This is a genomic window from Archangium sp. (assembly GCF_057119385.1).
Genome location: NZ_DBNGVP010000098.1, coordinates 13,953 through 36,539, shown reverse-complemented (window position 1 = coordinate 36,539; position 22,587 = coordinate 13,953). Strand labels below are relative to the sequence as shown.

General features: G+C 72.1%; 18 protein-coding genes and 1 tRNA gene. 11 read left to right on the top strand and 8 right to left on the bottom strand.

Translation table 11 applies throughout. The features are described from left to right. Positions 1–46: 46 nt before the first annotated feature. Entirely contained in the window at positions 47–760 is a 714-nt protein-coding gene (locus tag AC16DP_RS24355) for a hypothetical protein (RefSeq protein ID WP_329735180.1), read from the top strand. 80 nt (positions 761–840) lie between these two features. Here the strand turns inward: AC16DP_RS24355 and AC16DP_RS24350 are convergent. After that, a tRNA-Cys gene (locus AC16DP_RS24350) sits at positions 841–913 on the bottom strand. 91 nt (positions 914–1,004) lie between these two features. Here AC16DP_RS24350 and AC16DP_RS24345 point away from each other — a divergent pair. Then, on the top strand, positions 1,005–1,424 hold the full coding sequence (locus tag AC16DP_RS24345) for a hypothetical protein (RefSeq protein WP_329735179.1): 420 nt from the start codon (positions 1,005–1,007) through the stop codon (positions 1,422–1,424). A gap of 6 nt (positions 1,425–1,430) precedes the next feature. Here AC16DP_RS24345 and AC16DP_RS24340 read toward each other — a convergent pair whose 3' ends face one another. The 6 genes from AC16DP_RS24340 to AC16DP_RS24315 form a co-directional block, all read right to left on the bottom strand. Then, positions 1,431–2,597, bottom strand: coding sequence for a serine/threonine protein kinase (locus AC16DP_RS24340; protein ID WP_329735178.1), 1,167 nt, complete (start codon positions 2,595–2,597; stop codon positions 1,431–1,433). Positions 2,598–2,816: 219 nt separating this feature from the next. After that, on the bottom strand, positions 2,817–3,413 hold the full coding sequence (locus AC16DP_RS24335; protein ID WP_329735177.1) for a hypothetical protein: 597 nt from the start codon (positions 3,411–3,413) through the stop codon (positions 2,817–2,819). Between the two features lie 362 nt (positions 3,414–3,775). Further along, on the bottom strand, positions 3,776–4,714 hold the full coding sequence (locus AC16DP_RS24330) for a DUF2381 family protein (RefSeq protein WP_329735176.1): 939 nt from the start codon (positions 4,712–4,714) through the stop codon (positions 3,776–3,778). Positions 4,715–4,806: 92 nt separating this feature from the next. Beyond that, positions 4,807–6,900, bottom strand: a complete 2,094-nt coding sequence (locus AC16DP_RS24325; RefSeq protein WP_329735175.1) for a serine/threonine-protein kinase — start codon at positions 6,898–6,900, stop codon at positions 4,807–4,809. A 177-nt stretch (positions 6,901–7,077) separates the two neighbouring features. Next, positions 7,078–7,635, bottom strand: coding sequence for a hypothetical protein (locus tag AC16DP_RS24320; protein ID WP_329735174.1), 558 nt, complete (start codon positions 7,633–7,635; stop codon positions 7,078–7,080). Between the two features lie 4 nt (positions 7,636–7,639). After that, positions 7,640–7,807: a hypothetical protein gene (locus AC16DP_RS24315; RefSeq protein ID WP_329735173.1), complete on the bottom strand. Its 168-nt coding sequence runs from the start codon at positions 7,805–7,807 to the stop codon at positions 7,640–7,642. Positions 7,808–8,093: 286 nt separating this feature from the next. Between AC16DP_RS24315 and AC16DP_RS24310 the strand changes: the two genes are divergently transcribed. From AC16DP_RS24310 to AC16DP_RS24270, 9 genes are all read left to right on the top strand, one after another. Beyond that, positions 8,094–9,521 (top strand): hypothetical protein, encoded by a 1,428-nt coding sequence (locus AC16DP_RS24310; RefSeq protein ID WP_329735172.1) that lies wholly within the window; start codon positions 8,094–8,096, stop codon positions 9,519–9,521. A 14-nt stretch (positions 9,522–9,535) separates the two neighbouring features. Next, a complete protein-coding gene (locus tag AC16DP_RS24305; protein ID WP_329735171.1) occupies positions 9,536–10,531 on the top strand; it encodes an AAA family ATPase in 996 nt (331 codons plus the stop codon). Next, on the top strand, positions 10,524–12,347 hold the full coding sequence (locus AC16DP_RS24300) for a hypothetical protein (protein WP_329735170.1): 1,824 nt from the start codon (positions 10,524–10,526) through the stop codon (positions 12,345–12,347). The genes AC16DP_RS24305 and AC16DP_RS24300 overlap by 8 nt, the downstream gene beginning before the upstream one ends. Continuing rightward, positions 12,344–13,324, top strand: a complete 981-nt coding sequence (locus AC16DP_RS24295; RefSeq protein WP_329735169.1) for an ABC transporter ATP-binding protein — start codon at positions 12,344–12,346, stop codon at positions 13,322–13,324. Before AC16DP_RS24300 ends, AC16DP_RS24295 begins: the two co-directional genes overlap by 4 nt. Next, positions 13,321–14,829 carry an ABC transporter permease gene (locus tag AC16DP_RS24290; RefSeq protein WP_329735168.1) on the top strand — a complete coding sequence of 503 codons (1,509 nt, stop codon included), beginning with the start codon at positions 13,321–13,323 and terminating at the stop codon, positions 14,827–14,829. Before AC16DP_RS24295 ends, AC16DP_RS24290 begins: the two co-directional genes overlap by 4 nt. Then, positions 14,826–15,692 (top strand): DUF58 domain-containing protein, encoded by an 867-nt coding sequence (locus tag AC16DP_RS24285; protein WP_329735167.1) that lies wholly within the window; start codon positions 14,826–14,828, stop codon positions 15,690–15,692. Before AC16DP_RS24290 ends, AC16DP_RS24285 begins: the two co-directional genes overlap by 4 nt. Next, positions 15,689–17,422, top strand: a complete 1,734-nt coding sequence (locus AC16DP_RS24280) for a BatA and WFA domain-containing protein (protein WP_329735166.1) — start codon at positions 15,689–15,691, stop codon at positions 17,420–17,422. The genes AC16DP_RS24285 and AC16DP_RS24280 overlap by 4 nt, the downstream gene beginning before the upstream one ends. 118 nt (positions 17,423–17,540) lie before the next feature. Further along, complete coding sequence (locus AC16DP_RS24275; protein ID WP_329735165.1) at positions 17,541–18,179, top strand: class I SAM-dependent methyltransferase; 639 nt, start codon at positions 17,541–17,543, stop codon at positions 18,177–18,179. A gap of 40 nt (positions 18,180–18,219) precedes the next feature. Continuing rightward, on the top strand, positions 18,220–18,405 hold the full coding sequence (locus AC16DP_RS24270; RefSeq protein ID WP_329735164.1) for a hypothetical protein: 186 nt from the start codon (positions 18,220–18,222) through the stop codon (positions 18,403–18,405). On the opposite strand, the gene AC16DP_RS24265 is transcribed toward AC16DP_RS24270, so the two are convergent. Then, positions 18,402–22,367, bottom strand: coding sequence for a serine/threonine-protein kinase (locus AC16DP_RS24265; protein WP_329735163.1), 3,966 nt, complete (start codon positions 22,365–22,367; stop codon positions 18,402–18,404). The two genes, AC16DP_RS24270 and AC16DP_RS24265, sit on opposite strands and share 4 nt — an antisense overlap. Between the last annotated feature and the right edge of the window lie 220 nt (positions 22,368–22,587).

The following is a 22,587-nucleotide window of genomic DNA, read 5'->3' as shown; positions in this document are numbered from 1 at the left end:
GACGCGGAAATTTTCGCACCCCAGCTGTCTGGGTTCACGCCCGGTGTTGCCGCGCCCGGTACCCACGTCCGGAGGGCAGGCGGCCAGGGCAGCACCCCCCGAGGGGACTCCGGATCAGGCCCAGGATGCGCAGGAGCGGGCCTCGGACGAGCAGAAGCAGGGGGCCGACGCGCGCCAGGACGTGGAGAAGGCGCGGCAGGATCTGCAGCAGGCGGAGGCCAAGGCGCAGCAGGAGTTCCAGGAGGCCCAGCGGGCCCAGCAGCAGGCCGCCAATCAGGCGACGCAGGCTCAGGCGGAGGTCCAGCAGTCCCAGCAGCAGGCGCTGGAGGCCCAGCGTCAGCAGCAGCAGGAGCTGGCGCAGGCGCAGCAGCAGTCCGCGCAGCAGCAGGAGCAGAGGGCGCGCACCCAGCAGCAGAACGCCCAGGTGCAGGGGAGCCAGCGGCTTCAACAGCTGGTGACGGGCCGGGTGGTGAGCGCGAGCCCGGATGAGCTGCTGCTGAGCAGCGCGGGTGGAGCGGGGCAGCCGCAGATCCGCCTGCAGCTCAACGCGCGGACGCAGGTGATGGTGGATGGGCGTCAGGACTCCAGCGCGGACATCGCCGAGGGCAGCCAGGTGCGCGCCTCGTACCAGGACGTGGGCGGTGAGCCGACGGCGCTGCGCGTGGACGTGACGAGCCAGGGCGGCCTGCAGCAGGGCACGGGCGGCAGCCAGGACCTGAGCGGCCAGGACGTGCAGCAGCAGCAACAGCCGCAGCAGTAGCCACGGGACGTGGCGGCATCGCGGGGCTCCGGCGGCTCGGCTGCCGGGGCTTCGTCGTGCGCGGCGTGCTCATGAAGAGGTGGAGGCCCGTCCGGGAGTCGAACCCGGCAACAACGGTTTTGCAGACCGCCGCCGCCCCGGGCGGAACGGGCCTCATCGGGAGCGTCCGGGGTGTCCCTCGAATCGCTCCGGGAAGAGAGACGGCGCGCGCGTGATGTCCTGACACGCCACCTCCGCCAGGCATGTGAGGGGCACCGCGGGCGCTCCGGTTCACTTCCACGCACGTGGATACGCCAAGGCGGCGGACTTCGCGCTCGCGGCCGGTGACGTGGGGGCCGTGCCCATCGACGTCCCCCAGGAGGGGGGCACCGTGGTGTCCAAGCCCTTCGCCGAGTGCAACCTGGAGGAGATGCTCAGCGCGGTGAAGCACAAGCGCAGTCCTTCGAGGCCGTCCATGCCTCCGCCGGACGTGGCCCGCGTGGACTTCATGCGCGAGAGCTTCTCGCGGCACTTCGCCCAGGGCGCGCGCGTGCAACTCAAGACGAGCGTTCAGGCAGGCAGGACGCTGCTCACCATCCAGGGGGTGCCCGTCGATGACGTGGAGCGGCTCGTGGAGGCGCTCCTGGACGGTCTCCAGCCCAAGCTCGTGCGCTCCGTGGGCTGACCTGCCCTAGGCGCCGGCCGACCCGTGCTCCGCCAGGGCGTGCGCTTCCCCCGCCGTCCGCACGGCTTCGTCCGAGGCGAAGAGCTCCGAGTCGATGCGCTCCGCCTCGGCCCTCGCCTCCAGCAACTCCGCGAGGGCTTCCCGCGCACCGTAGGTGGGATGGCTCGCCGCGAGGCAGGCGTCCAGGTCGGCCTTCAGCGCGGCGGCGGTGGGGTAGCGCTGCGAGGGGTGGCGGTTGAGGAGCTTGTGGAGGATGGAGCGCAAGGGCCCGGACACCGCTCGGGTCAGGTGTGAGACGTGCTCGGGACGGAAGGCCGCGGCACGCCGGGCCATCTCCTCCACGGAGGTCCAGCTGTCCGACTCGGCTCGCCACTCCTCGCACTCCGGGGCTCCAGCGGGGGGCGGGGGCAGGTGCGCGGCGGCCCGCTCCACCTCCTCCGTGTGGTAGAGGTGTTCCCCCGTGGCCAGCTCCAGCATGACGAGGCCGAGGGAGAACTGGTCCGAGCGCTCATCCACCGGGGCATCCACCGCGCGGCACAGGCGCTCCGGGGCGGCGAAGTCGAGCTCCCCGCGCACCTTCCAGGTGGTGGTCGGCTCGCGCCCGGGCAGCCGCGAGAAGGCCGCGGTGAAGTGGGCCAGCATCACCTCGCCGTCGTCCCTCATGAGGAGGGTGTAGGGGTTGACGTTGCGGTGGATGATGCGCAATTGCCGCCCCTCCGCATCCGTGAGTCCGTGCACGTAGGACAGCACGCCCGCCACCCGAGAGGCCACGTAGAGGATGAAGGACTCGGACAAGGGCCGGTCGCGCACGCAGGCGGAGGAGCAGGCCATGTTCATGCTGATGCCAGACACGTATTCCGTGACGAGGTAACGCGTGCCGCGGTGTTTGTACTGGCCGTGGACGCGGGGAATGGCCGGGTGGGACAACAGGGCGCCCAACCGCGCCGCCTCTATCATCCGGGCGTGGCCGATGCGGCGCCCCTGGCGGTCGAGCACGGCGACCTCCACCAGCGCGCCGTACATCTGTCCGGTGCGCGGCCGGCACAGGTAGAGCTTTTCTCCGAACGGCCCCTCTTCCAGTTTCTGGAGGCGCAGATAGTCGGTACCGCCCTGGGAGAAGAGCACGGGCAAGCCGCTGGCGGGCGCCTTGCGCCCACGCGTGTCATCAGACATGGAAGAAATCTCCTCGCTTCGCGGTGGAAAGGCCCGGGCTGCCCGCTGACGGCTCGGGGACCGGCCCTGGCGCGAAGGTGGGAGGAAGGTTACGGCCGGAGTGGGGCGGGAGGGAACGACCCGGGGGGTTGCCCGAGGAGACTTTTCAGAGGCCGGGGGGCTTGCCAAGGCGCTTTACATTCCAGGACGTTCCGGTGGGGCTTTGCACACCCGGGAGACTCACCAGCGGTGGGGTGTGAAGAGGCAGTCGATGAGTTTCGCCTCGCCGAGCACGAAGTTGGAAGACTTCGGCACGAGGTCCAGCACGGGGGTGTGCAGGACATCGTTGGACAGGCGGGTGAAGCCAAAGGTGGACTCGATGAGCGCGGCGAGTCTGGCCTCGTGGGACTGGAACTTGGGGGGAAACGGCGGAAAGCGCAGCCAGTAGCCCTCCTCGCTGGGGTCGTTCTTGTCTGTATGGGAGGCGTAGAGGGCGTATACCGGGACGAACTGGCTCAGCAGACAGACGACGCAGTCGTAGAGGGGGTCACCTACCTGGAAGCCGGGCAGGGAGACACGGATGCTGTAGCAGGGGTCCAGATAGGGGACTGTCGTATCCCAGAGGGAGCAGTCCGAGAACTCCTGGCGGAGTCGTGTGATGAAGGCCGTCCAGGTAGCCGAGGGCTGCACATGAGTGTCCTGCAGTTCCCTGAGCCGTTGGATTTCCTTCGACACCTTGTACGCGAGATCGTCAATGAGCAGCCCCGCCGGGTAGTAGCGGTGGACGAGTCGGACGAGCGCGTCGGCTGTCAGTTCTGGCTTCGTTTCTGGGTTCATGAATGGACTTCTTGCCGGGGGACGTCCAAGGGGAGGCGCTTGGAGCTCCCAACCTGTTGGATGCGCATGGGTCCGTCCTCACGGAGACGTCGACCGCGGGACGTCCCATTGGAACCCGGTGACTCGCGCACCAGGGAGGGCGCCGGTGTTCTTGTCCGTCAAGATGCGCTGCATCTCTATCTGGACGGCGGGATGTGGCCGCCGACACAGGCGAGCAGGGTTGCTCCAAGAAGCGTCAGCGATAGCACCACTCCACGTGCAGTGACCCGGAGCCGCGGATGCATGGGACCTCCCTTTCCACGCACCGTGTGAGGAGGGTCGCTGACACCTGACCGTCCAGCCAGCGGGACGCGATACGGCGCCTACGGGAACGTCACGCCGCGCACGGTGAGGGTGCGCGGCCCGCCCGCCTCGCCCAGCTTCAACAGGAAGGCGCCTTGGGTCTGCTCCGGTGCGGCTTCCGCCTCCACCATGAGCGGGCCTCTGCTCCCCGGAAGGAGGGGGGCCGGCTGCCACACCCGCAGAATCCGCAGCCGCTCGCCGTCGGCGCCCACCAGCTCCGTCCCTTGCACGCCCTCCGCCATCCAGGGCGTGTCGCCCGTGTTCTCCATCTCCAACTCCACCGCCACCCGCTCCATCTTCCCAGCATGGTAGCCCCAGGCGTTCGTCACCCACAGGACCTCTCCGGGGCGTTGGGTGATGTCCTCGAGGATGCGCTTCACGGCCACGCCTGTGTTCCCGTCCACCAGGTCGGCCTCGCGCAGGTCCGTGAGGCTCTCGGGGGAGCGGCCCTCGGTCTCCACCCGGGCCAGCCGTGCCTCGCACCGTTCCGCCCGCTCGCGCTCCCGTTGCTCCGCCTGCCGGTAGGACTCGGCCGGGCGGGGCAGGCGGTACACCTCCACCTGCCGCTCGGCCCGGGTGGCGTGTACGACCAGCCGGAAGCGGGCCCACCCGGGCACGGCGTCATCGGCGAAGCGCGCCGTCATCATCAACTCCCTTCCGGGCGGCAGCGCCCCGGAGGGCAGGAGGTTGACCACGCCGGCCCCCTCATCCACCGTCACCGACAGGAAGAGCTCGCGCGCCTCCACCGCCACCGTGCCGGACCGCAGGGGGGAGTGGAACACGAACGTGGTGGCGCGCTGGGGCCCGATGGTGACGGTGTGCACCTGCCCGGCGGCATCCGCCGTGAGCTCCACATGGCGCTCACCCCCCGGATCCCACTCCCCGGTGGCGGGCCGGGCGACGGGCGGGGGGGTGGAAAATGCGAGCAGCAGAGGCAGGACGGCCAGAGGCGGGAGCATGGGCGGGAGTACTTCCGAAGTGGCCCGGACTGACAAGTACCTCCCACGTCGGCCCCACGGCCTTTCCCGCCCTGCTCCCCATCCGCCCAGAGCTACTCACGCTCTGGCACCGCGTAGAACCTCGGTACGGTCCGGAGCTGCACGCCGGTGGAGATGGTGGCGGTATCCGCGGTGCCATCCTGCTCATGGCGGAGCACGCCCCGCTCGATCCACTCATAGAGCTCCAGGCACATGGGGTAGGTGTGGCCCTCGGGCGTACGGGCCTGGGTGAAGCGGCCGTACACACGCTTCGGTCCGACGAACAGCTCCCCGGAGAACACGGTGCCGTCGGGGAGCGGGTACGAGTAAGCGCGCGAGCCTCCTAGATGAAGGAGGGTGCTGGGACCCGAGCGCACGGTGACTCTCTGTCGAGGTCCTCTCACGGTACCAGGGATGAGAACCGACCCGTACTTGCCCTCACGCATGCCCAGTTCCTTCATGGCCTGGAGGGAGCCTTCCGGGCAGGGGGCCTCCGGCAGGGACAGCGGTGTGGGCCGGACCTGGGGAGCGGTGGGGGCGGGGCAGCCGGTGGCCAGCGAGCAGGTGAGGGCGAGTCCGCCCACCGTGCGGGCCACGCCGCGCGACTGTCTTGGAAGCGCTGGGGTGGTGGGGAGGGGAGAGGGGGATGGACGCTTCACGCGCGTGTCCTTGGGAGGCGCCGCACGGGCGGCGGGCGCGGGGGTGGGAGTCGCTTCGAGCGCCGCGCCGCCGCCACCTTCGAGTGGCTCGTGCCCGGGCGCCACTTCCTGGCCGGACACGGGCCCCACCCCGGACGTGGGAGGGGCGGCGACCACCGGAGACGTCACCCCGGGTGCGTCGCCGGGAGACGGGCGGTGGGAGAGCCCGGGTCCGAAGCCCAGCACGAGCCCCAGGCCGACGACGGCGCCCCACCGCCAGGGCGTGCCCCGGGTGCGCGGCGGCTCGGAGGCGGGTGGGCTGGGCGTCTGCGCGGGGGCGGGCGTCTGGGGCGCGGCGGGAGGCGGGCCCTCGCCAGGCGCCGCCTCACGGGTGGGCGGGGCCGGGGTGGCGGGCTCCTCGGGGGTGAAGGGAGCGCCGCGCACTGGGTGGCGCCGCTCATAGGCCTCCAGCCGCCGCCACCGCGTCTCCTCCTCCGCGTCCTCCAACTCCTCCTCCGCCTCGGTGGTGGCGGTGTCCGGGCCATACGCTTGGCACAGGGGCACGTCCCAGGCCGCGTCCGCCCCGGCCAGTGCCGCCCCGAGCGCGGCCTCCACCGCCTGCGCGTCCGGGTAGCGCGCCGTGGGTTGCTTCTCCAGCATGCGCAGACACACGGCCGCCAGCGCCGCGGGCACGCGCGGGTTGCGCACCTGGGGCGGCTCGGGCGCCTGGTGCACGAGGGCCTCGCCCAGCGCCCGGGCGTCGGCCAGTGAGTCCCCCGTCTCCTCCACCTGGAAGGGGAAGGTGCCGGTGAGCAGCCAATAGAGGACGACGCCCAGGGCCCACAAGTCGTCGCGGGCGTGCGCCTCGTATGGCCCCCGCTCCTGCCGGTGGCCCTCGGCCTCGGGGCTGCGGTAGGGCGCGGTGCCCGGCACCCGGGGCCCCGTCACCGGGTGGGCGCCAGGGAAGGTGCCTACCCCGAAGTCCACCATCACCGGCCGCCCGTCCTTCTCGCGCACCACCACGTTGGCGCACTTGACGTCGCGGTGCACCACCCCGGCGCGGTGCACCGCCGCCAGTTGCCGCGCCAGCGCGCGCACCACCTCCGCCACCCGCCGCGCCGTGGGGTTGTGCCTCCCGGCCCACGTGTGCAGCGACATGCCCTGCACGTACTCCATGACGAGGTAGACGAAGCGCGGCGCCTTCTCCGGCCACTCCCCATGCCCACGCACCGCCACCCAGCCCAGCCGCCGCAGCCGCAGCAGCACTTCCAGCTCCCTCCAGGCCCATGCCGCCGCGCGCGGCAGGTGGATGAACTTCACCGCGTACGGTTTGCCCCCCGGGCTCCGGGCCCGGTACACCGTGCCGTAGCCGCCCGCGCCCAGCCTCGCCTCCAGCACCAGGCCCCCTACCTGCGTCCCAGGCAAGGGCAGCTGTGGCTCCAGGGGCTCCAGGACGGCCTGTCTCCACAGGAGGCGCCGCCGGGCCCTGAGCCACTTGTCCCCAACCTTCCCGGCCTGCACGCCATCCATGCGCACCACCTCCCAGGTGGGCCAGCATAACACCACCTGTCACCGGGTGAGGCGCCCCAAGTCTGGCTCCAGGGGCGTGGGTTTCACTTCTACGTACGTGGAAGTGGATTCATCGAGGAACGGTCCCGGGAAATGGACGGTCCGGCGCCGGGGGGCTGCCGGGCCCTTCTTCCTTCCTCAAGGGACTCTCTCCGGCTGGCTGAGGAAGAGGGCATGGAAGAGCGTCGTCGTCGGCGGCTCCTGGGGCTCCACGATGAGCGGGATGGGCGTCTGAGCGATGCCATGGGGAAGGGCCTCGACCCCGAACGCCGCCTCGATTCTCCTGGCGATGATGGCGGCGGGAACCTGCATCCCGGGCGGCAGCGAATCGAGGAAGACCTCGTGGCTCCGCTCCCCGCCGCGATAGGTGTATTGGACGCCGTAGACGGTGTACACGGGCGCCAGGATGCTGACACAGCCGACGACAGCCGAGCCAGTCGGCTGTGCGTTGGGATAAGCTGCGCAACGGAAGCAGGAAGTGCACGTCGCCGTGGCGTTCCCGATGTCAAAATCCGGTAGCGCTCCCTTGAGCTCGCGCAGGAATACCCGCCATTGCTCCATCTTCTTGATCTCTTGCTCCCATTTCTCCGAGAACCTGTCTTCCTCGGGGCTGTTTTCTGGCCTGTAGTTGAACTCCTTGTCCAGACGGAAATAATTCCGGACAATGGACAGCAGTTCCTCTGCTGAAAGTGGCATGAGCTCAAAAGTTGAATTGGATGATGGTGGGTGTTGTTTTCTTGTGACACGACGTCGTGACCATTGAGCCGCGCACGGCACGAGCCAGGATTTCGTTGAACTTCGCTTTGAATTGTTCACAAACAAAGCCAGGACCACGCCAGCCATCCGCTCCTGGCTCGGTCTTTTCCACGACAGTTACGAAGTCGAAGTGACGGGGCAGATAGTGGTTGAGGGTGCAGCCCGCGAGAACGGGTAGTGTCACAAGGAGCAGCCGGAGCGGTAGGCATACAGGCTCTCGTGCAAGCGTCATGGTCGTGCCCAGGCTACTCTACCTGCCCGCGCAGGTATGGACCTGGGCCTCCCCTTGACACGTACGCCCTGGAGGTGTGGGCGGTAGAAACCTCCTGGGACTTCCTTCTGCCCAGGAGCAGGTGGCTTGTGGAAGGGCCTTCGAGTGTCCGAGACTCGGAGCCCTCATGCCCGCCAGCGATGAACGCCGCCTGCAGGCCCTCGTCCTCGCTCCCGTCCGGCGCGTACGGCGGCGTCTCAACGCCGTCCTCTGGACCGAGGCGGCGGTGGCTCCCGTGTGGGCCGCCGCCACGGGCTGCGTGCTGGTCCGGATGTTGTTGCGCGACGCCGCCGTCTGGGTGCTCCCGGTGCCACTGCTCGCCGCGGGCGCGTGGTGGCTCGTCCGGGCCCGCGCCCGGAGCGTGTCCCTGACGCACGCGGCGGTGCTGGCGGATCGCTCGGCCGGGGCGGGTGGCTTGCTCCTCACCCGGCTGGAGCGTCCCGTGGGCGAGTGGGAGCTCTCCGCCAACCAGTTCGCCCGCGCGGTGACGTTGCCCCCGGTGGCCTGGAAGCGCCCGGTGGGAGCGTTGCTCGCGGCGCTCGCCTTCCTCGGGGTGGGATTCCTCCTGCCGCTGCCCGCGCGCCAGGTGCGGCCCGCCAACGCGGCCGCCGCGGCGAAGGTGGCCGCCGTGCAGGCCAAGGCCGAGGCGCTCGCCCGCGAGGAGCCGCTGGGCACCCCGCTGGAGGAGGAGCTGCGCCGGCTGTCCGAGGAGGTCGCCGAGGGCCGCTTCGACAGCGCCGACTGGGAGGCCGCCGACAGCCTGGAGAAGTCGCTGGAGGCCCGCGCCGCCAAGGCCGCCGCCGAGCTGGCCGCCGCGTCCGAGGCCGCTCGCGAGCTGGAGGCGTCGCTGGACGCCGCCGCCGGAGCCGAGGCCGCCACCCGGGAGCGCGAGGCCCTCGAGAAGGCGCTGATGGCGCTGGGCTCCGACAACGCCGCCCAGCAGCGGCAACAGCAGGGCCAGGAGAATGGGAATCCCGCCTCCGGCAACAGCGGGGGCGCGCCGGGCGCGGGGGATGGTGGCACCCGCGGTCAGCAGGCCCAGGGGCAGCCGGGTGGCAGTGGCAGTGGAGGTGCGCGCTCGCGTGATGAGGTGGCCAGCCTGCGCGAGACGCTCGAGCGCCGCCAACGCGAGCTGGAGCAGCGCTTCGGCCAGGGCAATGGACGCAACGGCTCGCGTCAGGGACAAGGCGAGGGTGAAGGCGAGGGCGAGGGGCAGGAGGGACGCCAGGGCGGCCACGCGAGCCGCCAGACGCGGCAGGGCCAGGGCAAGGGCGGCACGGGACGGGGTGGGGAGAGCCAGCCGCTCGTCTTCGGCGAGCAGGCGGAGATGGATCCGGAGCGGCTCGCCTTCAAGCCGCTGCCGAAGGGGCAGGGCGGCGAGGCACAGGGGCTGTGGGGCCTGCGCTCCGCGGAGCCCCAGCGGCGCGAGGGCGGTGGCGGTGGGGGCGCGCAGGGGACGGGCGCGCAGGGCGACGCGGAGGCGGGACATTCGACGGGGCCGCTGCTGCCCCGCAACCGGGACCTGGTGAAGCGGTATTTCGGGGGGGAACCCTAGGAGAGGAGTCGGCCGTGTCGGAACTGTTGAGCCCCGCCGAGGTGCAGGGCGCGGCGGAGAGGGTGGCGCAGCTCCAGAAGGGGCTGAATCAGGTGTTGCTCGACCAGACGCAGGTGGTGGAGCAGGTGACGGCGGCGGTGCTCGCGCGCGGCCACGTGCTGCTGGAGGGCCTGCCGGGCCTGGGCAAGACGGAGCTGTGCAAGGCGCTCGCGCGGCTGCTCGGGCTGCCCTTCCGCCGCATCCAGTTCACCCCGGACCTGCTGCCCGGTGACATCACCGGCACCTACGTCCTCGAGGGCGAGGGCCGCCGCGACTTCACCTTCCGCGAGGGGCCCCTCTTCGCCAACGTGGTGCTCGCGGACGAAATCAACCGCTCCAGCCCCAAGACGCAATCCGCGCTGCTGGAGGCCATGCAGGAGCGCAGCGTGACGGTGCTCGGCCAGACGCGCCCGCTGCCCGAGCCCTTCTTCGTGCTCGCCACCCAGAATCCCATCGAGCTGGAGGGCACCTACCCGCTGCCCGAGGCGCAGCTGGACCGCTTCCTCTTCCGCGTCCAGGTGCCGCCCGTGGGCGCGAAGACGCTCACCACCCTGCTCACCACGCGCGTGCGCGGCACTCCACCCGTGCTGCCGCAGGCGACGGACGCCGAGGGCCTTGCCTCCCTCTTCGCCGCGGTGGACCGGGTACACCTGCCCGTGCCGGTGGCGGACTTCATCGGCCGGCTGGTGGAGGCGAGCGACCCGCGGGGCCCGGGTGCGCCGGAGCCGGTGCGCCGCTTCGTGCGCTATGGGGCCAGCCCTCGCGCGGCGCTGGCGCTGGCGGCGGCCGGACGGGCACTCGCGTTGATGCGGGGCAAGCCCAACGTGGGCTTCGACGAGGTGGTGGCCGCCGCTCCCGCCGTCCTCAACCACCGCCTGGTGCTCGCCTACGAGGCCTCGCTGGAGAAGGTGGGCACCCTGGACGTGGTGCGTGCCCTGTTGCAGGCCATCCCCGAGGTGCCTCGTGCGTGAGCGTCTTCCCGCCGCGCTGCTCGCCCTGCTGCTGTGCGCGGGCCCCTCGCTCGCGGTGGCCAACGAGCCCCCGGTGGCGCAGACCGCGGTCGCCGTGGAGGCGCCCGACGAGGAGGAAGCGGGCTCCGAGGAGAGCGAAGAGCCCTGGGTTCCCGGCTACGAGGAGATGCCGGGCCAGCCGGTGGAGGTGACCGAGGGCGGTGCCCTGAAGGCCACGGTGGTCAACAGCATCCTGCGCCCCGCGGGCGGCTACATCCCGCTGGAGGTGGTGCTCTTCAACCCGGGTGCCACGCCTCAGGCCGTGAGCATCCGCGTGGAGTCGCAGCGCGTGGGCCGCTCCCAGGTGTCCACGCGGCAGGTGGAGGTGGGGCCTCGTCAGCGGCTCTCCGCCTGGGTGCCCGTTCCCAGCATCGCGCAGGGCGGCCTGGTGCGCGTGAGCAGCCCGGGCAGCACCTTCCGGACCTTCAACTTCTACTCGGTGGACCCGTCGGGCCAGGCGGTGCTCGTGCTGGGCTCGGAGCAGGCCTTCCAGTCGGGCACGAAGCTGCCCCGGGTGAAGAACAAGCCGAAGCTGTCGGTCCGCTTCATCACGCCGCAGGACGCGCCGCGCGAGCTCGCCCTCTACGTGGGCCACCGGATGGTGGTGGTGGCCGGGGACGTCACCACGATTCCGGCGGATGCCTGGAGCGCGCTCGAGGCCTACGCCGCCACCGGTGGCTCCCTGATCCTCCTGCGTCCTCCGCGCGACGTGGTGTCGCGCCTGCCGCTGCTCACCCAGACGCCCACGGGCGAGGTGCCCTACGGCTTCGGCCGGTTGCGGCTGTGCGCGAAGGCGCAGGCGTGCGGCGAGGCGCTGATCGGCGACGTGAACCTCATGGGGGAGCCGGAGCAGGGCCAGGTGAGCGTCGTCGTTCCCGCGGGGCCTCCGCCGAGCTGGCAGCGCGGGCCCTTCAACAGCAACCACCTGTTGAACAACGGCGAGGCGCCGCTGCTGCCCGGAGTCCAGGCGCCGGTGGGCCGCTTCCTGGTGCTCATCACCCTCTTCGTGCTGGCGGTGGGGCCCGGAGGCCTCATGCTCGCCCGGCGCAAGGGGCCCGTGGCGCTGCTCATCGCCGTGCCCTCGGTGGCGCTCGCCACGTGCATGGCCATCGTCGCCTGGTCCGTGCTCGTGGAGGGCTTCGTCATCCACGCCTCCCGCTACAGCCTCATCTGGCTGGACCGGGACCGGGACCGGGCGGTGATGGTGGGCGTCGGCGGCTACTATGCCAACCTGGAGCCGGAGGGCGTGCGGATTCCCGCGCAGGCCGCGCTGCTCGGGCCGGACGTGGATTGGGAGTCGCAGGCCACCGAGGCGGACTGGACGAATGGCATGGCGGTGACGGGTGGCTTCCTGCCCTCGCGCACCTACCGCGAGTGGGGCGAGGTGGCGATGCTGCCCTCGCGCGCCCGGCTCACCGTGCGCCGCGAGGGCCAGGGGCTGCGGGTGCAGAACGCGCTCGGCGCACCACTGGTGTCGGGCTACGTGCGGCTCGGCGGCAAGCTGTGGGCGCTGCCGGCGCTCGCCGATGGCGCCGAGGGCGAGGCCACGCTGGCCACCGCCACCGAGGACAAGGTGTCCTTCCTCCACGTGGTGGACTTCTCCGCGTCCGCGACCCGCCGCTTCTCGCGAGTGGCCTGGCGCCTGCTGGACGAGCCGCTGCCGGAGGGGATTTTCGCCGCGCGGCTGGAGGGACCGGGACTGCTGCCCCTGTCGGCGCTCCCGGTGGAGCTGCACGAGGGCATGCACTTCGTGCAGGGAAGGGTGGACGGACCATGAGCCTGCTGGAGGTGAAGGGACTGCGGCGCGACTACGGCGCCCTGCGCGCGGTGGACGACGTGTCCTTCGAGCTGGAGGCCGGCACCATCCTGGGCTTCATCGGGCCCAACGGCGCCGGCAAGAGCACCACCATGCGGATACTGGCCACCCTGGACACGCCCAACGCGGGCCAGGTGACGCTGGACGGGCACTCGCTGGTTGACACCCCGGACAAGGTGCGGCCGCTCATCGGCTACATGCCGGACCGCTACGGCACCTATGACGACGTCACCGTGCTCGAGTTCCTCGACTTCTTCGCGCGCGCCTACGGCCTCCACGGCAAGGAGCGGGACAAGCGCGTGGCCTCGGTCATGGAGTTCACCGGGCTGCTGCCGCTCCAGGACAAGCTCACCAGCGCGCTCTCCAAGGGCATGAAGCAGCGCGTGGCGCTCGGGCGCACGCTGCTGCACGACCCCAAGCTGCTCATCCTCGACGAGCCGGCGGACGGCCTGGATCCCCGTGCCCGCATCGAGTTGCGCGAGCTGCTGCGCGCGCTCGCGGACCAGGGCAAGGCGGTGCTCATCTCCAGCCACATCCTCACCGAGCTGGCGGAAATCTGTGACACCTGCGCCATCATCGAGCAGGGCCGGCTGCTGGCCACGGGCAAGGTGGCGGACATCCTCGCGCAGGCCGCGGGGGCGGCGGTGGCGGAGCTGATGGTGCGCCTCTTCCCGGGCGAGGAGGGCGAGGCGGTGTGGGGCCGCGCCGAGCGGCTGTTGCTGGAGCAGCCCCGGGTGAAGCAGGTGGCGCGCGAGGGCGACGCGCTGCGGGTGCGGCTGGAGCACGAGGGCGGCGCGGCGGGCACCTGGGTGGACGAGTCGGCGGCGCGGCTGCTGGCGGTGCTGGTGGGGGCGGGCGTGCCCGTGTGTGCCTTCAGCCACCGCGAGCGCAACCTGGAGGATGCGTTCATGCACGTGACGAAGGGGAGGGTGGCGTGAGCGCGCTCGCCACGGACACCGCGGGCACCGCCCCGCGCGAGGCGGCCCGGCCCGGAGTGCTGGAGCGGCTGGGGGACCGGCTCAACCCGCTGGTGGTGAAGGAGGTGCGCCAGGGCCTGCGCTCGCGCGTCTTCTGGGTGAGCTTCGGGCTGATGCTGCTGTCCTGCTTCATCATCTCCATGGTGGCCTACGCCACCACGCGGGAGGACGGGCTCTCCACCCAGGGACAGGGCTTCTTCTTCAGCTTCTACATCTGCCTGGCGATGGTGCACTTCTTCATCATCCCCTACAGCGCCTACCGCTCCCTGGCGCGCGAGCGCGAGGACGAGACGTGGGTGCTGCTCATCCTCACCGGCCTGGGGCCCCGGCGGATTCTGCGCGGCAAGGTGACGTCCTTCCTGGTGCAGGCCGGGCTGTACGCCTCCGCCGTGGGGCCCTTCCTCCTCTTCAGCTACTACCTCAACGGCATCGACCTGCCGACCATCCTCCTGGTGCTCGCCCTGGGCGCCAGCTGGCTCGTCTTCGTCACCGTGGTGGCGGTGTGCGCGGCCACGCTCGCGGACGGACGCATGGGGCGCGCCCTGGTGAACCTCGTGCTGCTGGGCGCGCTGGGCCTGGCGCTCATCTACGCGCTGATCGCCGCCTTCTTCCTGAGCGAGCAGGGCTACCGCTCCGTCGTGCGCGAGAATGGTTTCCTCCTCGCCACCGGCATCATCCTCTGGGTGATGTTCTCCTACGCGTGGTTGCTCTTCGAGACGGCCGCCGCGCGCCTGTCGCTGGCCACGGAGAACTACACGTGGGGCCCCCGGCTGGCGCTCACCGTGCAGATGGTGCTGTCCGGCGCGGGGGTGGTGGGCCTGTGGCTGTGGGACACCCCCCCGACGGCAGTGGCCGCGGTGGCGAGTGTCATGGGGTGTCTGCACCTGGCCGTCATCGGCGTCTTCGTGGCCACGGACGTGGATGGACAGGCCCGGGCGCTGCGGGCCCGCACGCGGCCCTGGTCCCTCCTGCGCCCGGGCGCGGTGCGTGGCTTCCGGCTCATCGTGCTGCTGGTGCTCGGCTGGACGGGGCTGTGCATGGGCTTGTTCTTCCTGTCCCAGGGCAGCTCCAGCGCCGCCTCCCAGGCCCATGTGCTCGGGGTGCTCGCCGCACCGGCCTATGCCATCTTCTACCTGTCGCTGCCCCTGGTGGTGGGGCGCATGCCGCGCTCGGACCAGCTCGCCTCGCCGGCCGTGGTGCGCGTCCTCTTCTTCGCGCTGTCGGGCCTGGCCGGGGCGCTGCTGCCGCTGATCTCCGTCCTCTTCGATCAGCGTGTGGATGACCCGCTCTTCAACCTGCTCAACCCCTTCATCGGAATCGCGAACTTCAGCGACTACAACGACTCGACGGAGGAGACGAAGATGAACCTGGGGTTGCTCGCCTGCGTGTGGCTGGTGGCCGTGCTCGCCGCCTTCGCCGCGGACCGGGCCCTCGTCGAGCGCGAGCGCCGGGCCCACGCCTCATGAGCACCGCCCCGGACTTCGACGAGGCGGAGGTGGCCCGGCTGGCCCCGGGCCTCGCGTTGGCCCTGCCTCGTACGCCGCAACGCGGCCGGGTGGGCGAGGTGCGCGCGGCCTCGGCCGGCTCCTCGCTGGAGCTGCATGACTTCCGCGTGTACCAGCCGGGAGACGACCTGCGGCAGATGGACTGGAACGCGGTGGCGCGCACCGGCGAGCTGATTCTGCGCGTGCGCCAGGACGAGGTGTCCCCGCGCCTGGAGGTGCTGCTGGACGGCTCGCGCAGCATGGCGCTGTCGCCCCGCAAGGCCGCGTGCGCGCGCGAGCTGGCGCTGCTGGCCACCGAGGTGGGCGCCCACCAGGGACTCAGCCCCACGTTGCTGGTGGGCGGCGCGCGTCCCGAGCGCGTGCAGGGCCAGGTGTGCCGCTCCGCCCTGCGCTCCGCCACCTTCGACGCGAAGGATGATCTGCACGCCGCGCTGGGACGCCTGCCACCGTTGCGCCCATGCGGCCTGCGCGTGGTGGTGAGCGACTTCCTCTTCGAGGCTCCGCTGCCGGCGCTGGTGTCGCGGCTGGCGCAGGGGGCCGCGGCCCTCTTCCTGGTGCAGGTGCTGGACGCGGAGGACCTGGAGCCCACGGGCGGCGAGGGCGCGCGCCTGGTGGACGCGGAGAGCGGCGCGGCGCTGGAGGAGCTCCTCACGGAAGAGGTGCTGGCGGCCTATGCGCGGCGCTTCGCCGAGCACCAGAAGGCGCTCGGGGCCGCGGCGGCGAGGGCCCGGGCGGTGCACCTGGTGGCCCCCGCGCCCCAGGCCCTGCGCACGCTGGTGGCCGGAGCGCTGCGGCCGCTCTTCCTCCCGGCGGGGGTGGCATGAGCTTCGGTTTTCCCTGGGGACTGCTGGCGCTGGGCGCGCTCGTACCGCTGGTGGCGGCGTACTTCCTGCGGCGCAAGCAGAAGCCGGTGGTGGTGAGCGCCCTCTTCCTCTGGCGCACGCCCCGCCCCCGCGCCGAGGCCGGCCCCCGCTTCGAGCGCTTCACCCGCGAGGCCTCGCTGCTGCTGGAGGCGCTGGCGGTGGTGGCCGCGGCCCTCTTCCTCGCGGACGTGCGCCTGGGCGAGGACGCCCGGACCCGGCACCTGGTGCTGGTGGTGGACGGGAGCCTTTCACTGTCGGCGCGAGGCGCGGACGGACGCTCCGTGCTGGAGAAGGTGCGCGCGGAGGCGGCCCGGCGCGTGGAGGAGGAGAAGGCCACGAGCGTGACGGTGCTGGCCAGTGGCACGGTGCCTCGCGTGCTGGCGGGGCCGGAGGCGGAGCCCTCGCGCGCCCTGGCCGCGCTGGAGTCCTTCCGGGCCCTGGGCGCGGACCATGACGTGGCGCCCACGCTGCTGTGGGCCCAGGAGCTGGCGGGCCCGGGACGGCGCGTGCACTTCTTCACCGATGCTCCGCCCGCGGAAGGGGTGGCCGTGCCCGCGGCGGTGCGGTGGACGGCGCTGGGCGCGCCTCGGGACAACGTGGCGCTGGTGTCCGCGTGGCGCAGGGACGAGGGCTCCACGGCCACGGTGACGCTGCGGGTGGCGCGTTTCGGCACGGGGCCCGAGGAGACGGAGGTGCGCGTGCGGGCGCGGCCCGGCCCGGGAGCGAAGGAGGGCACCGAGCGGCGCGAGCGGGTGCGGCTGCCCGAGGAGGGCGCGGCCACGCTGCGCTTCACCTTCGAGAACGCGGGAGACGTGGAGGTGGCGCTGCCCGCGGACGCGCTGCCCGAGGACGGCGAGGCCCGTCTGCCACCGGCCCCGGAGCGGCGGGTGCGCGTGGCGCTGGCCGAGGGACTGGACGCTCAGGCGCGCTCGACGCTGGAGCGCTTCCTCGCGGTGTCGCCCGGTGTGGAGCAGGGGCCGGGAGAGGGAGCCCTGGTGGTGGGCCCGCGGGGCTCGGACGCGCGGGTGACGGTGGGGGCGGGCGGTGCCGTGCGCACCTTCGTGGGCCCCTTCTTCGCGGAGAAGGGCCACCCGCTGCTGGATGACGTGCAACTGGGCGGCGTGCGCTGGGCGGCCGGTGCCGAGGCGCCTCCGGGCCGGGCGCTGATGACGGCGGGCACGGTGGTGCTCCTCTCCGAGTCCGAGGGGCAGGTGCACCTCAACGTGGACCTGGCGCGCTCCAACGTGCAGCGCACGACCGCGTGGCCGGTACTGCTGGGCAATCTGTTGCGCGAGGTGCGGCGCTCGCAGGAGGGCTTCCCCCGGCGGCAGCTGTCGCTCGGCGAGACCCTGGCGGTGGTGACGCGCCCGGGCTCGCGTTACACGCTGGAGGGTCCGGAGGGAACGCGGCCCCTGTTCGGCGCGGGGGCGTTGAGCCTGCCTCCTCCCGCGGTGCCCGGCCGTTACACGCTGGAGCGGGACGGCGAGCCGGTGGACGCGGTGGAGGTGCTGCCGCTGGATGCCCGCGAGTCGGACCTGCGTGGGCGCGGCGAGGGCGACAGACCCGCGCAGGCGGCGGGAGATGACGAGGACGGAGGCGCCGCTCCCGGACGGGCGCGCTGGCCACTGCTGGTGCTGCTCGCGGCGCTGCTCGTGGATTTCCACATCACGCGGCGAACCGAGGCGAAGTGAGCCTCATTGAATCGCGGAGTCCTGCTCAGGCTGGCGGGCCTGACCTGGTGGCTCGCGCCGTACACGCCGCTGTACCACTGTTCGACAACGCCCAGATGGGGAGAAGTAGAGTCCGGGGATGAGCACTCAATACGATGGAGTGGCCGAGCAGTACTCCTCCACCGAGGAGATGCCGCTGCGGATCTTCGTCGAGGTCCCCCGCGTTCTCGAGCTTCTCGGGGAGCTGCGTGGGAAGTCGGTCCTGGACCTCGCGTGTGGTAGCGGCTTCCTCACGCGGCTCTTCCGGCAGCGGGGCGTGGCCCGCGTGGTGGGGGCCGACCTCTCGGAGGACATGAGCCGGATCGCCCGGCAGCAGGCCGCGGCGGCGGGGCTCGACATCGAGTACCGCGTCCACGATGTGAGCAGTGCTTCGCTGGGCGGTGACTTCGACCTCGTCTCCGCCGTGTGGCTGCTGCACTACGCGGGGCAGCCCGAGGCGCTCGAGCGGATGTGCCAGAACATCCACGACAGCCTGAAGCCGGGCGGCCACCTCGTTGCGCTGGTGCCGAGAAGTCCACGCTTCACCCGAGGGAGAACGGGAACTGGAGGCAGTCGTCTACTACCTCCGGGAACGGGGGACGAAGACGACTGGAAAAGTCACCCGGCAGGTATTAACCTGTTTGATGCGGGAACAGCGAGCGGAGGAACTGATGTGGACGGAGGGACAGCGGCTCCGGGCAGAAGGACGCCGGCAAGGAAGGGCCGAGGGGAAGGCTGAAGGACGGGCGGAGGGGCGGGCCGAAGGACTTGCGGAGAGCGTGCTGCGGATCCTCGCCGCCCGCGGCCTGTCCGTGGATGGCAAGTCCCGCCAGCGCATCCTGGGCTGTACCGACCTGGACCTGCTCGACCTCTGGCTCGAGCGGGCGCTGCGCGCCAACCACCTCTCGGACGTGCTGATTCAGAAGCCGTCCACGACAGGGCGCGCATCCGCCAGGGCGCGCTAGAGCACTCCGGCCTCGCCCCAGCGCTGGCGCGCCCACTCCAGCGTGCGGGCGTTCCCGGGTACCTGTTGCAGGAAGCGCTCGCGGGCATCGGCGTCCGGAATGTCACGAGCGTGCTCGCGCAGGTAACGCAGGGCCTCACGCAGTGCCGCCTCGCCCGCGTGGGTGTCTCCCCCGGCGAAGCAGGCCTCGGCCAGGGCCATCCGCAGGGCCACGGCCCCGGAGCCCTCGCTGCCGTCCTGCTCCAGCCGCCGCACGCCGAGCGCCGCCACCTCCCGTGCCTCGGCCGCCCGCCCCTGGGCGAGCAGCACCCGGCTCAACAGCGTCCGGGCCGTGTGCTGGTGGAAGACGAAGGAGGCCAGCACCTCGCAGGCCTCGCGCGCCCGCGTCTCGGCCTCGGCCCGTGCGCCACGGTTCTCCGCCAGCTTCGCCTTCAACAGGTGCGCCAGACCCGGGAGGATGTTGCGGCCCGCGAGCTCCTGGCCGTCCGCCAGGGCCCGTGCCTCCTCTCTCCGGGCCGGGTCGGTGCTGCCCGCCAGCAACAGGGCCAGACTCAACCGTGCGTAGATGTCCGAGACGTGGATTCTCGAGCGCCGGGCCTGGGCCAGGTTGTCGCGGAACAGGGCTTCGGCACCGGCCCTGTCCCCCAGCGCCTCCAGGGCATGCGCCCACATCACCTGGGCCCCCATCGCGAGACGTTCCATGCCCACCTCGAAGAGCCCGCGATACCCCTGCTCCAGCCAGACGTGGGCCTGCCACGGCCGGGCCTCGAAGATGAAGGAGTAGAAGCCCCCCGCGCAGCGGCTGAAGGCCTGCTCCATGCGCGCCTCGGGCACGGCCTCGGTGTCCGGCTCGACGAGGCGCGCCAGGAGCGCGGAGGCCTCCTGGCGGCCGCTGCTGTACAGGCGCATGTACATCACGGCCCAGCGCGCCTCCAGGCTGGGCACCCGGGCCCCCGGTTCCGGCCGCGTCCGCAGCAACTCCCGCTCGAGTGCCGAGAGCTCCTCCTGCCCCCCATTGACGGCATGGCCCAGGTACAGCCCGCTGAGCAGCGAGTACCACGGGCGGCTTCCGGCCCTCAGCTCGGCCAACACCTTCGGGCCCATGTCGAAGAGCCGGGTGAAGTCACCCAGCCAGAAGGCCAGGGTGGCCTGGAGCGCGCGCAGGGGCGTCAGCTCCGCTCCCCGGGCATCCAGGGCCAGGGCGGCGTCCACGCACCGCACCGTGGCGGGGAGATCGTGGCGCTCGAAGTGCTGCTCGGCGGCCCGGGTGAGGAAGTGCACGGCGCGCTCGGGCTGCTGGCCCAGTACGGCGTGCTCGGCGAGCACGCGCGGGTCGCTCTCTCCGGCCTGCTCCAACCACTGGCCCGCCAGACGGTGACCGCCGGGTTTGTGGCCGTCGGGCACCAGTCCGTAGGCCGCGTCCCGCACCAGCGCGTGGCGGAAGCGGTACTCCTCCTCGCCGGGGAAGCGGCTGGCCCGTTGTGGCTCCACCCACTCCCGCTCCACCAGGTGCTGGAGCCAGCTCTTCAGCGCCTCCGCCGTCATCCCCCCGTCCAGGAGCGCCCGCACGCCGCCCCTCCAGAAGGTGCGGCCCAGGAAGCTGGCGGCCCACAGCACCTGACGGGCCTCGGGCTCCAACCGCGCCAGGCGCGCCTGCAACATGGCCAGCACCGTTTCGGGTGGAGTCTCGCCCCGGCCCTCCACCACCGAGCGGATGAGCTCCTCCAGGAAGAGGGCGTTGCCCGCCGACTGCTCCACCAGCCTGTCGACGAGGGCGCCGGGCGCGTCCGCTCCCAGCATCTCGCGCACCAGCCGGGCGCCGGCCTTGCGGCTCAGTCCACGCAGGGGCATGGGCTGCATGCGTTGCGCCCACGGGCCGGGCAGCAATTGCTCCACCTCGGGCCGGGCCAGGGCCAGCACCAGGAAGGGGTGCTCGGCCAGCTCCCGCAGCGCCTCGTCCATCAGCCGCACCGAGAGCGGGTCTCCCCAGTGCAGGTCCTCCAGCACCAGCAGCACCGGATGATGGGCGCACTCGGCTTCGAGGAAGCCCACCAGCGCCCGGCCCATCTGGAGGCTCATCATCTGGGGATCCCCACGCGCGGCGTGCAGGCGGGGGCTGTGCTCATCGGGAAAGGGGCTGGCGCACAGCTCGCCGAGGAACTCCACCACCTCCCGGGCCCGCGCCTCGGGCAGGTGCTGGGAGAGGCGCTGGGACAGCTTCGCCCGGCGTTCCTCGAGCGGCTCGCCGCCGCGAATGCCGCACAGCCGGCGCAGGGCCTGGGCGAGCAGTCCATCCGCCGAGCCCGCGCTCATGGGGTCTCCCCGGCCCAGCAGCACCAAGGGCGCCGGCGCGTGGTGCTCCAGGCGGCGGAGGAACTCGTGGCGCAGCCGGGACTTGCCGGTGCCCGCCGGGGCCGTCACCAGCACCGCCTGGGCGCCCGGCTCCTCCACACAGGCCGCGAAGGCGATCTCCAGCACGGCCAGCTCGTGCTCGCGGCCCACGCACGGGGTGGGCTTGCCCAGCAGGGGGCGCGACTCGTCGGTACCTGGCTGCTCGCCGTGCAGCAGGAAGCCGCCGGACGGGGAGCGGGAGAGCTGGAAGCCGGGCCCGAGCAGCCCCGCCGTCACCTCGTCCAGCAGTACCGGGGCGGAGGGGGTGGGGAGCGGCTCCGCCTGGCGCAGCAGCTGGCCGGCACGGTCCATGGCCTCGCCCACCGGCAGGTGGGAGTCGAGGGAGCCGCGGCCGGTGGTGAGCACGACGACGGCCTCGGGCCAGCGCTCGAGGAGCGAGAGGGCGCAGCGTGCGGCGAGGGAGGCGGGGTCGGTGGCCGAGCCGAGGGAGGCGGCGAGGGTGAGCACCAGGGCGCCATCGGCCAGCAACTCCACCCGGGCGCCCCGCGGGGCCAGCAAGGTGCGCAGCGAGTCGCGCAGTGCCTGCCGGGAGTCCTGTTCCACCGGGAAGTGCCCCGTGTTGAGGCGAGGAGCGGCCAGCAGCACGGTGACGAGTTGCTGCCCGGCTGCCGCCAGGCGGGGCGGAAGGACGTCCGGGGCCGAGGCGGTGCCCGTGTCCGTGTCCAGCGAGGCGCCCAGCTCCTCCAGCGCCCCCAGCAGGTGGGTGGCATCCGAGTGCCGGTGGGCGGGCTCCCGGGCGAGCATGCGCTCCACCAGCTCCAGCAGGGCCACGGGCAGCTCGGGCCGCAGCTCGCGCAGGGGCGCCGGTTCGGTGAAGAGAATCTTGGCCAGGGTGGCCACCAGGTGCGGCGCGGAGAAGGGCGGCTGGCCGGTGAGGCACTCGTAGAGGACACAGCCCAGGGAGAAGATATCGGTCCTGGGCGTGGGCGAGGACTGCCCCGACACCTGTTCGGGTGCCATGTAGCCCGGGGTGCCGAGCATCGTCTGGCTGGCCGTCACGAAGGAGGACGGCTGCATGTTGCGGGCGAGGCCGAAGTCCAACAGCACCACGTCCTCGGGACGGCCCTGGCGCAGCAAGAGGTTGGAGGGCTTGAGGTCGCGGTGGATGACGCCCTGTTGGTGGGCGAAGGCGAGCGCCCGGGCGGCGTGGCGCAGCAGGGCGAGCGTTTCCTCCAGGCGCAGGGGCTCGTCGGCGAGGCGCTGGGCGAGGGTCTCCCCCTCCAGCCACTCCATGGCGAGGAAGGGGTGCTCCGGCCCGTGCTGGCCATGGGCGACGTAGGCGACGATGCCGGGGTGGCGCAGGGAGGAGAGGACTTCCGCCTCGCGGGTGAAGCGGCGGGGGGCGTCGGGGCTGGAGAAGGAGCGCAGCAGCTTGAGGGCGACGGGCTGACCGGAGAGGGCGTCCGTGGCGCGGTAGACGGTGCCCATGCCGCCGCGGCCCGCGAGCTCCTCCACGGTGAAGCGGCCGGCGATGACGGTGCCCACCGGCAGCGACGCGGCCGATGGCGCGGGGGGCTCGGACGGGGGCCGGCGGAGGAGGGTGCTGTCCATGGGGGCGGAGTCTAGGGCCGGACTCCCAGGGGAGCCTACCCCCGGGCAGTCGGGAGACCCGGGCCGCGCACTCCGAGTCGTATACGCTGCCGGCGAAGAACTTCGAGGGGACGCTGCGGATGATGACGCTCGACCTCGACGCCAGCGGGGTCTGCGCGCGTCTGCCCGTCGAGAGCGAGCCGGGCGTGTGGAAGTGCACCAGCGCCGAGGACACGGATTG

Coding starts and splice junctions, on each gene's coding strand:
- AC16DP_RS24280 (WP_329735166.1), top strand. CDS start 15,689: ATGAGCTTCGGTTTTCCCTGGGGACTGCTGGCGCTGGGCGCGCTCGTA.
- AC16DP_RS24285 (WP_329735167.1), top strand. CDS start 14,826: ATGAGCACCGCCCCGGACTTCGACGAGGCGGAGGTGGCCCGGCTGGCC.
- AC16DP_RS24335 (WP_329735177.1), bottom strand. CDS start 3,413: ATGAACCCAGAAACGAAGCCAGAACTGACAGCCGACGCGCTCGTCCGA.
- AC16DP_RS24330 (WP_329735176.1), bottom strand. CDS start 4,714: ATGCTCCCGCCTCTGGCCGTCCTGCCTCTGCTGCTCGCATTTTCCACC.
- AC16DP_RS24325 (WP_329735175.1), bottom strand. CDS start 6,900: ATGGATGGCGTGCAGGCCGGGAAGGTTGGGGACAAGTGGCTCAGGGCC.
- AC16DP_RS24265 (WP_329735163.1), bottom strand. CDS start 22,367: ATGGACAGCACCCTCCTCCGCCGGCCCCCGTCCGAGCCCCCCGCGCCA.
- AC16DP_RS24295 (WP_329735169.1), top strand. CDS start 12,344: ATGAGCCTGCTGGAGGTGAAGGGACTGCGGCGCGACTACGGCGCCCTG.
- AC16DP_RS24320 (WP_329735174.1), bottom strand. CDS start 7,635: ATGCCACTTTCAGCAGAGGAACTGCTGTCCATTGTCCGGAATTATTTC.
- AC16DP_RS24340 (WP_329735178.1), bottom strand. CDS start 2,597: ATGTCTGATGACACGCGTGGGCGCAAGGCGCCCGCCAGCGGCTTGCCC.
- AC16DP_RS24275 (WP_329735165.1), top strand. CDS start 17,541: ATGAGCACTCAATACGATGGAGTGGCCGAGCAGTACTCCTCCACCGAG.
- AC16DP_RS24310 (WP_329735172.1), top strand. CDS start 8,094: ATGCCCGCCAGCGATGAACGCCGCCTGCAGGCCCTCGTCCTCGCTCCC.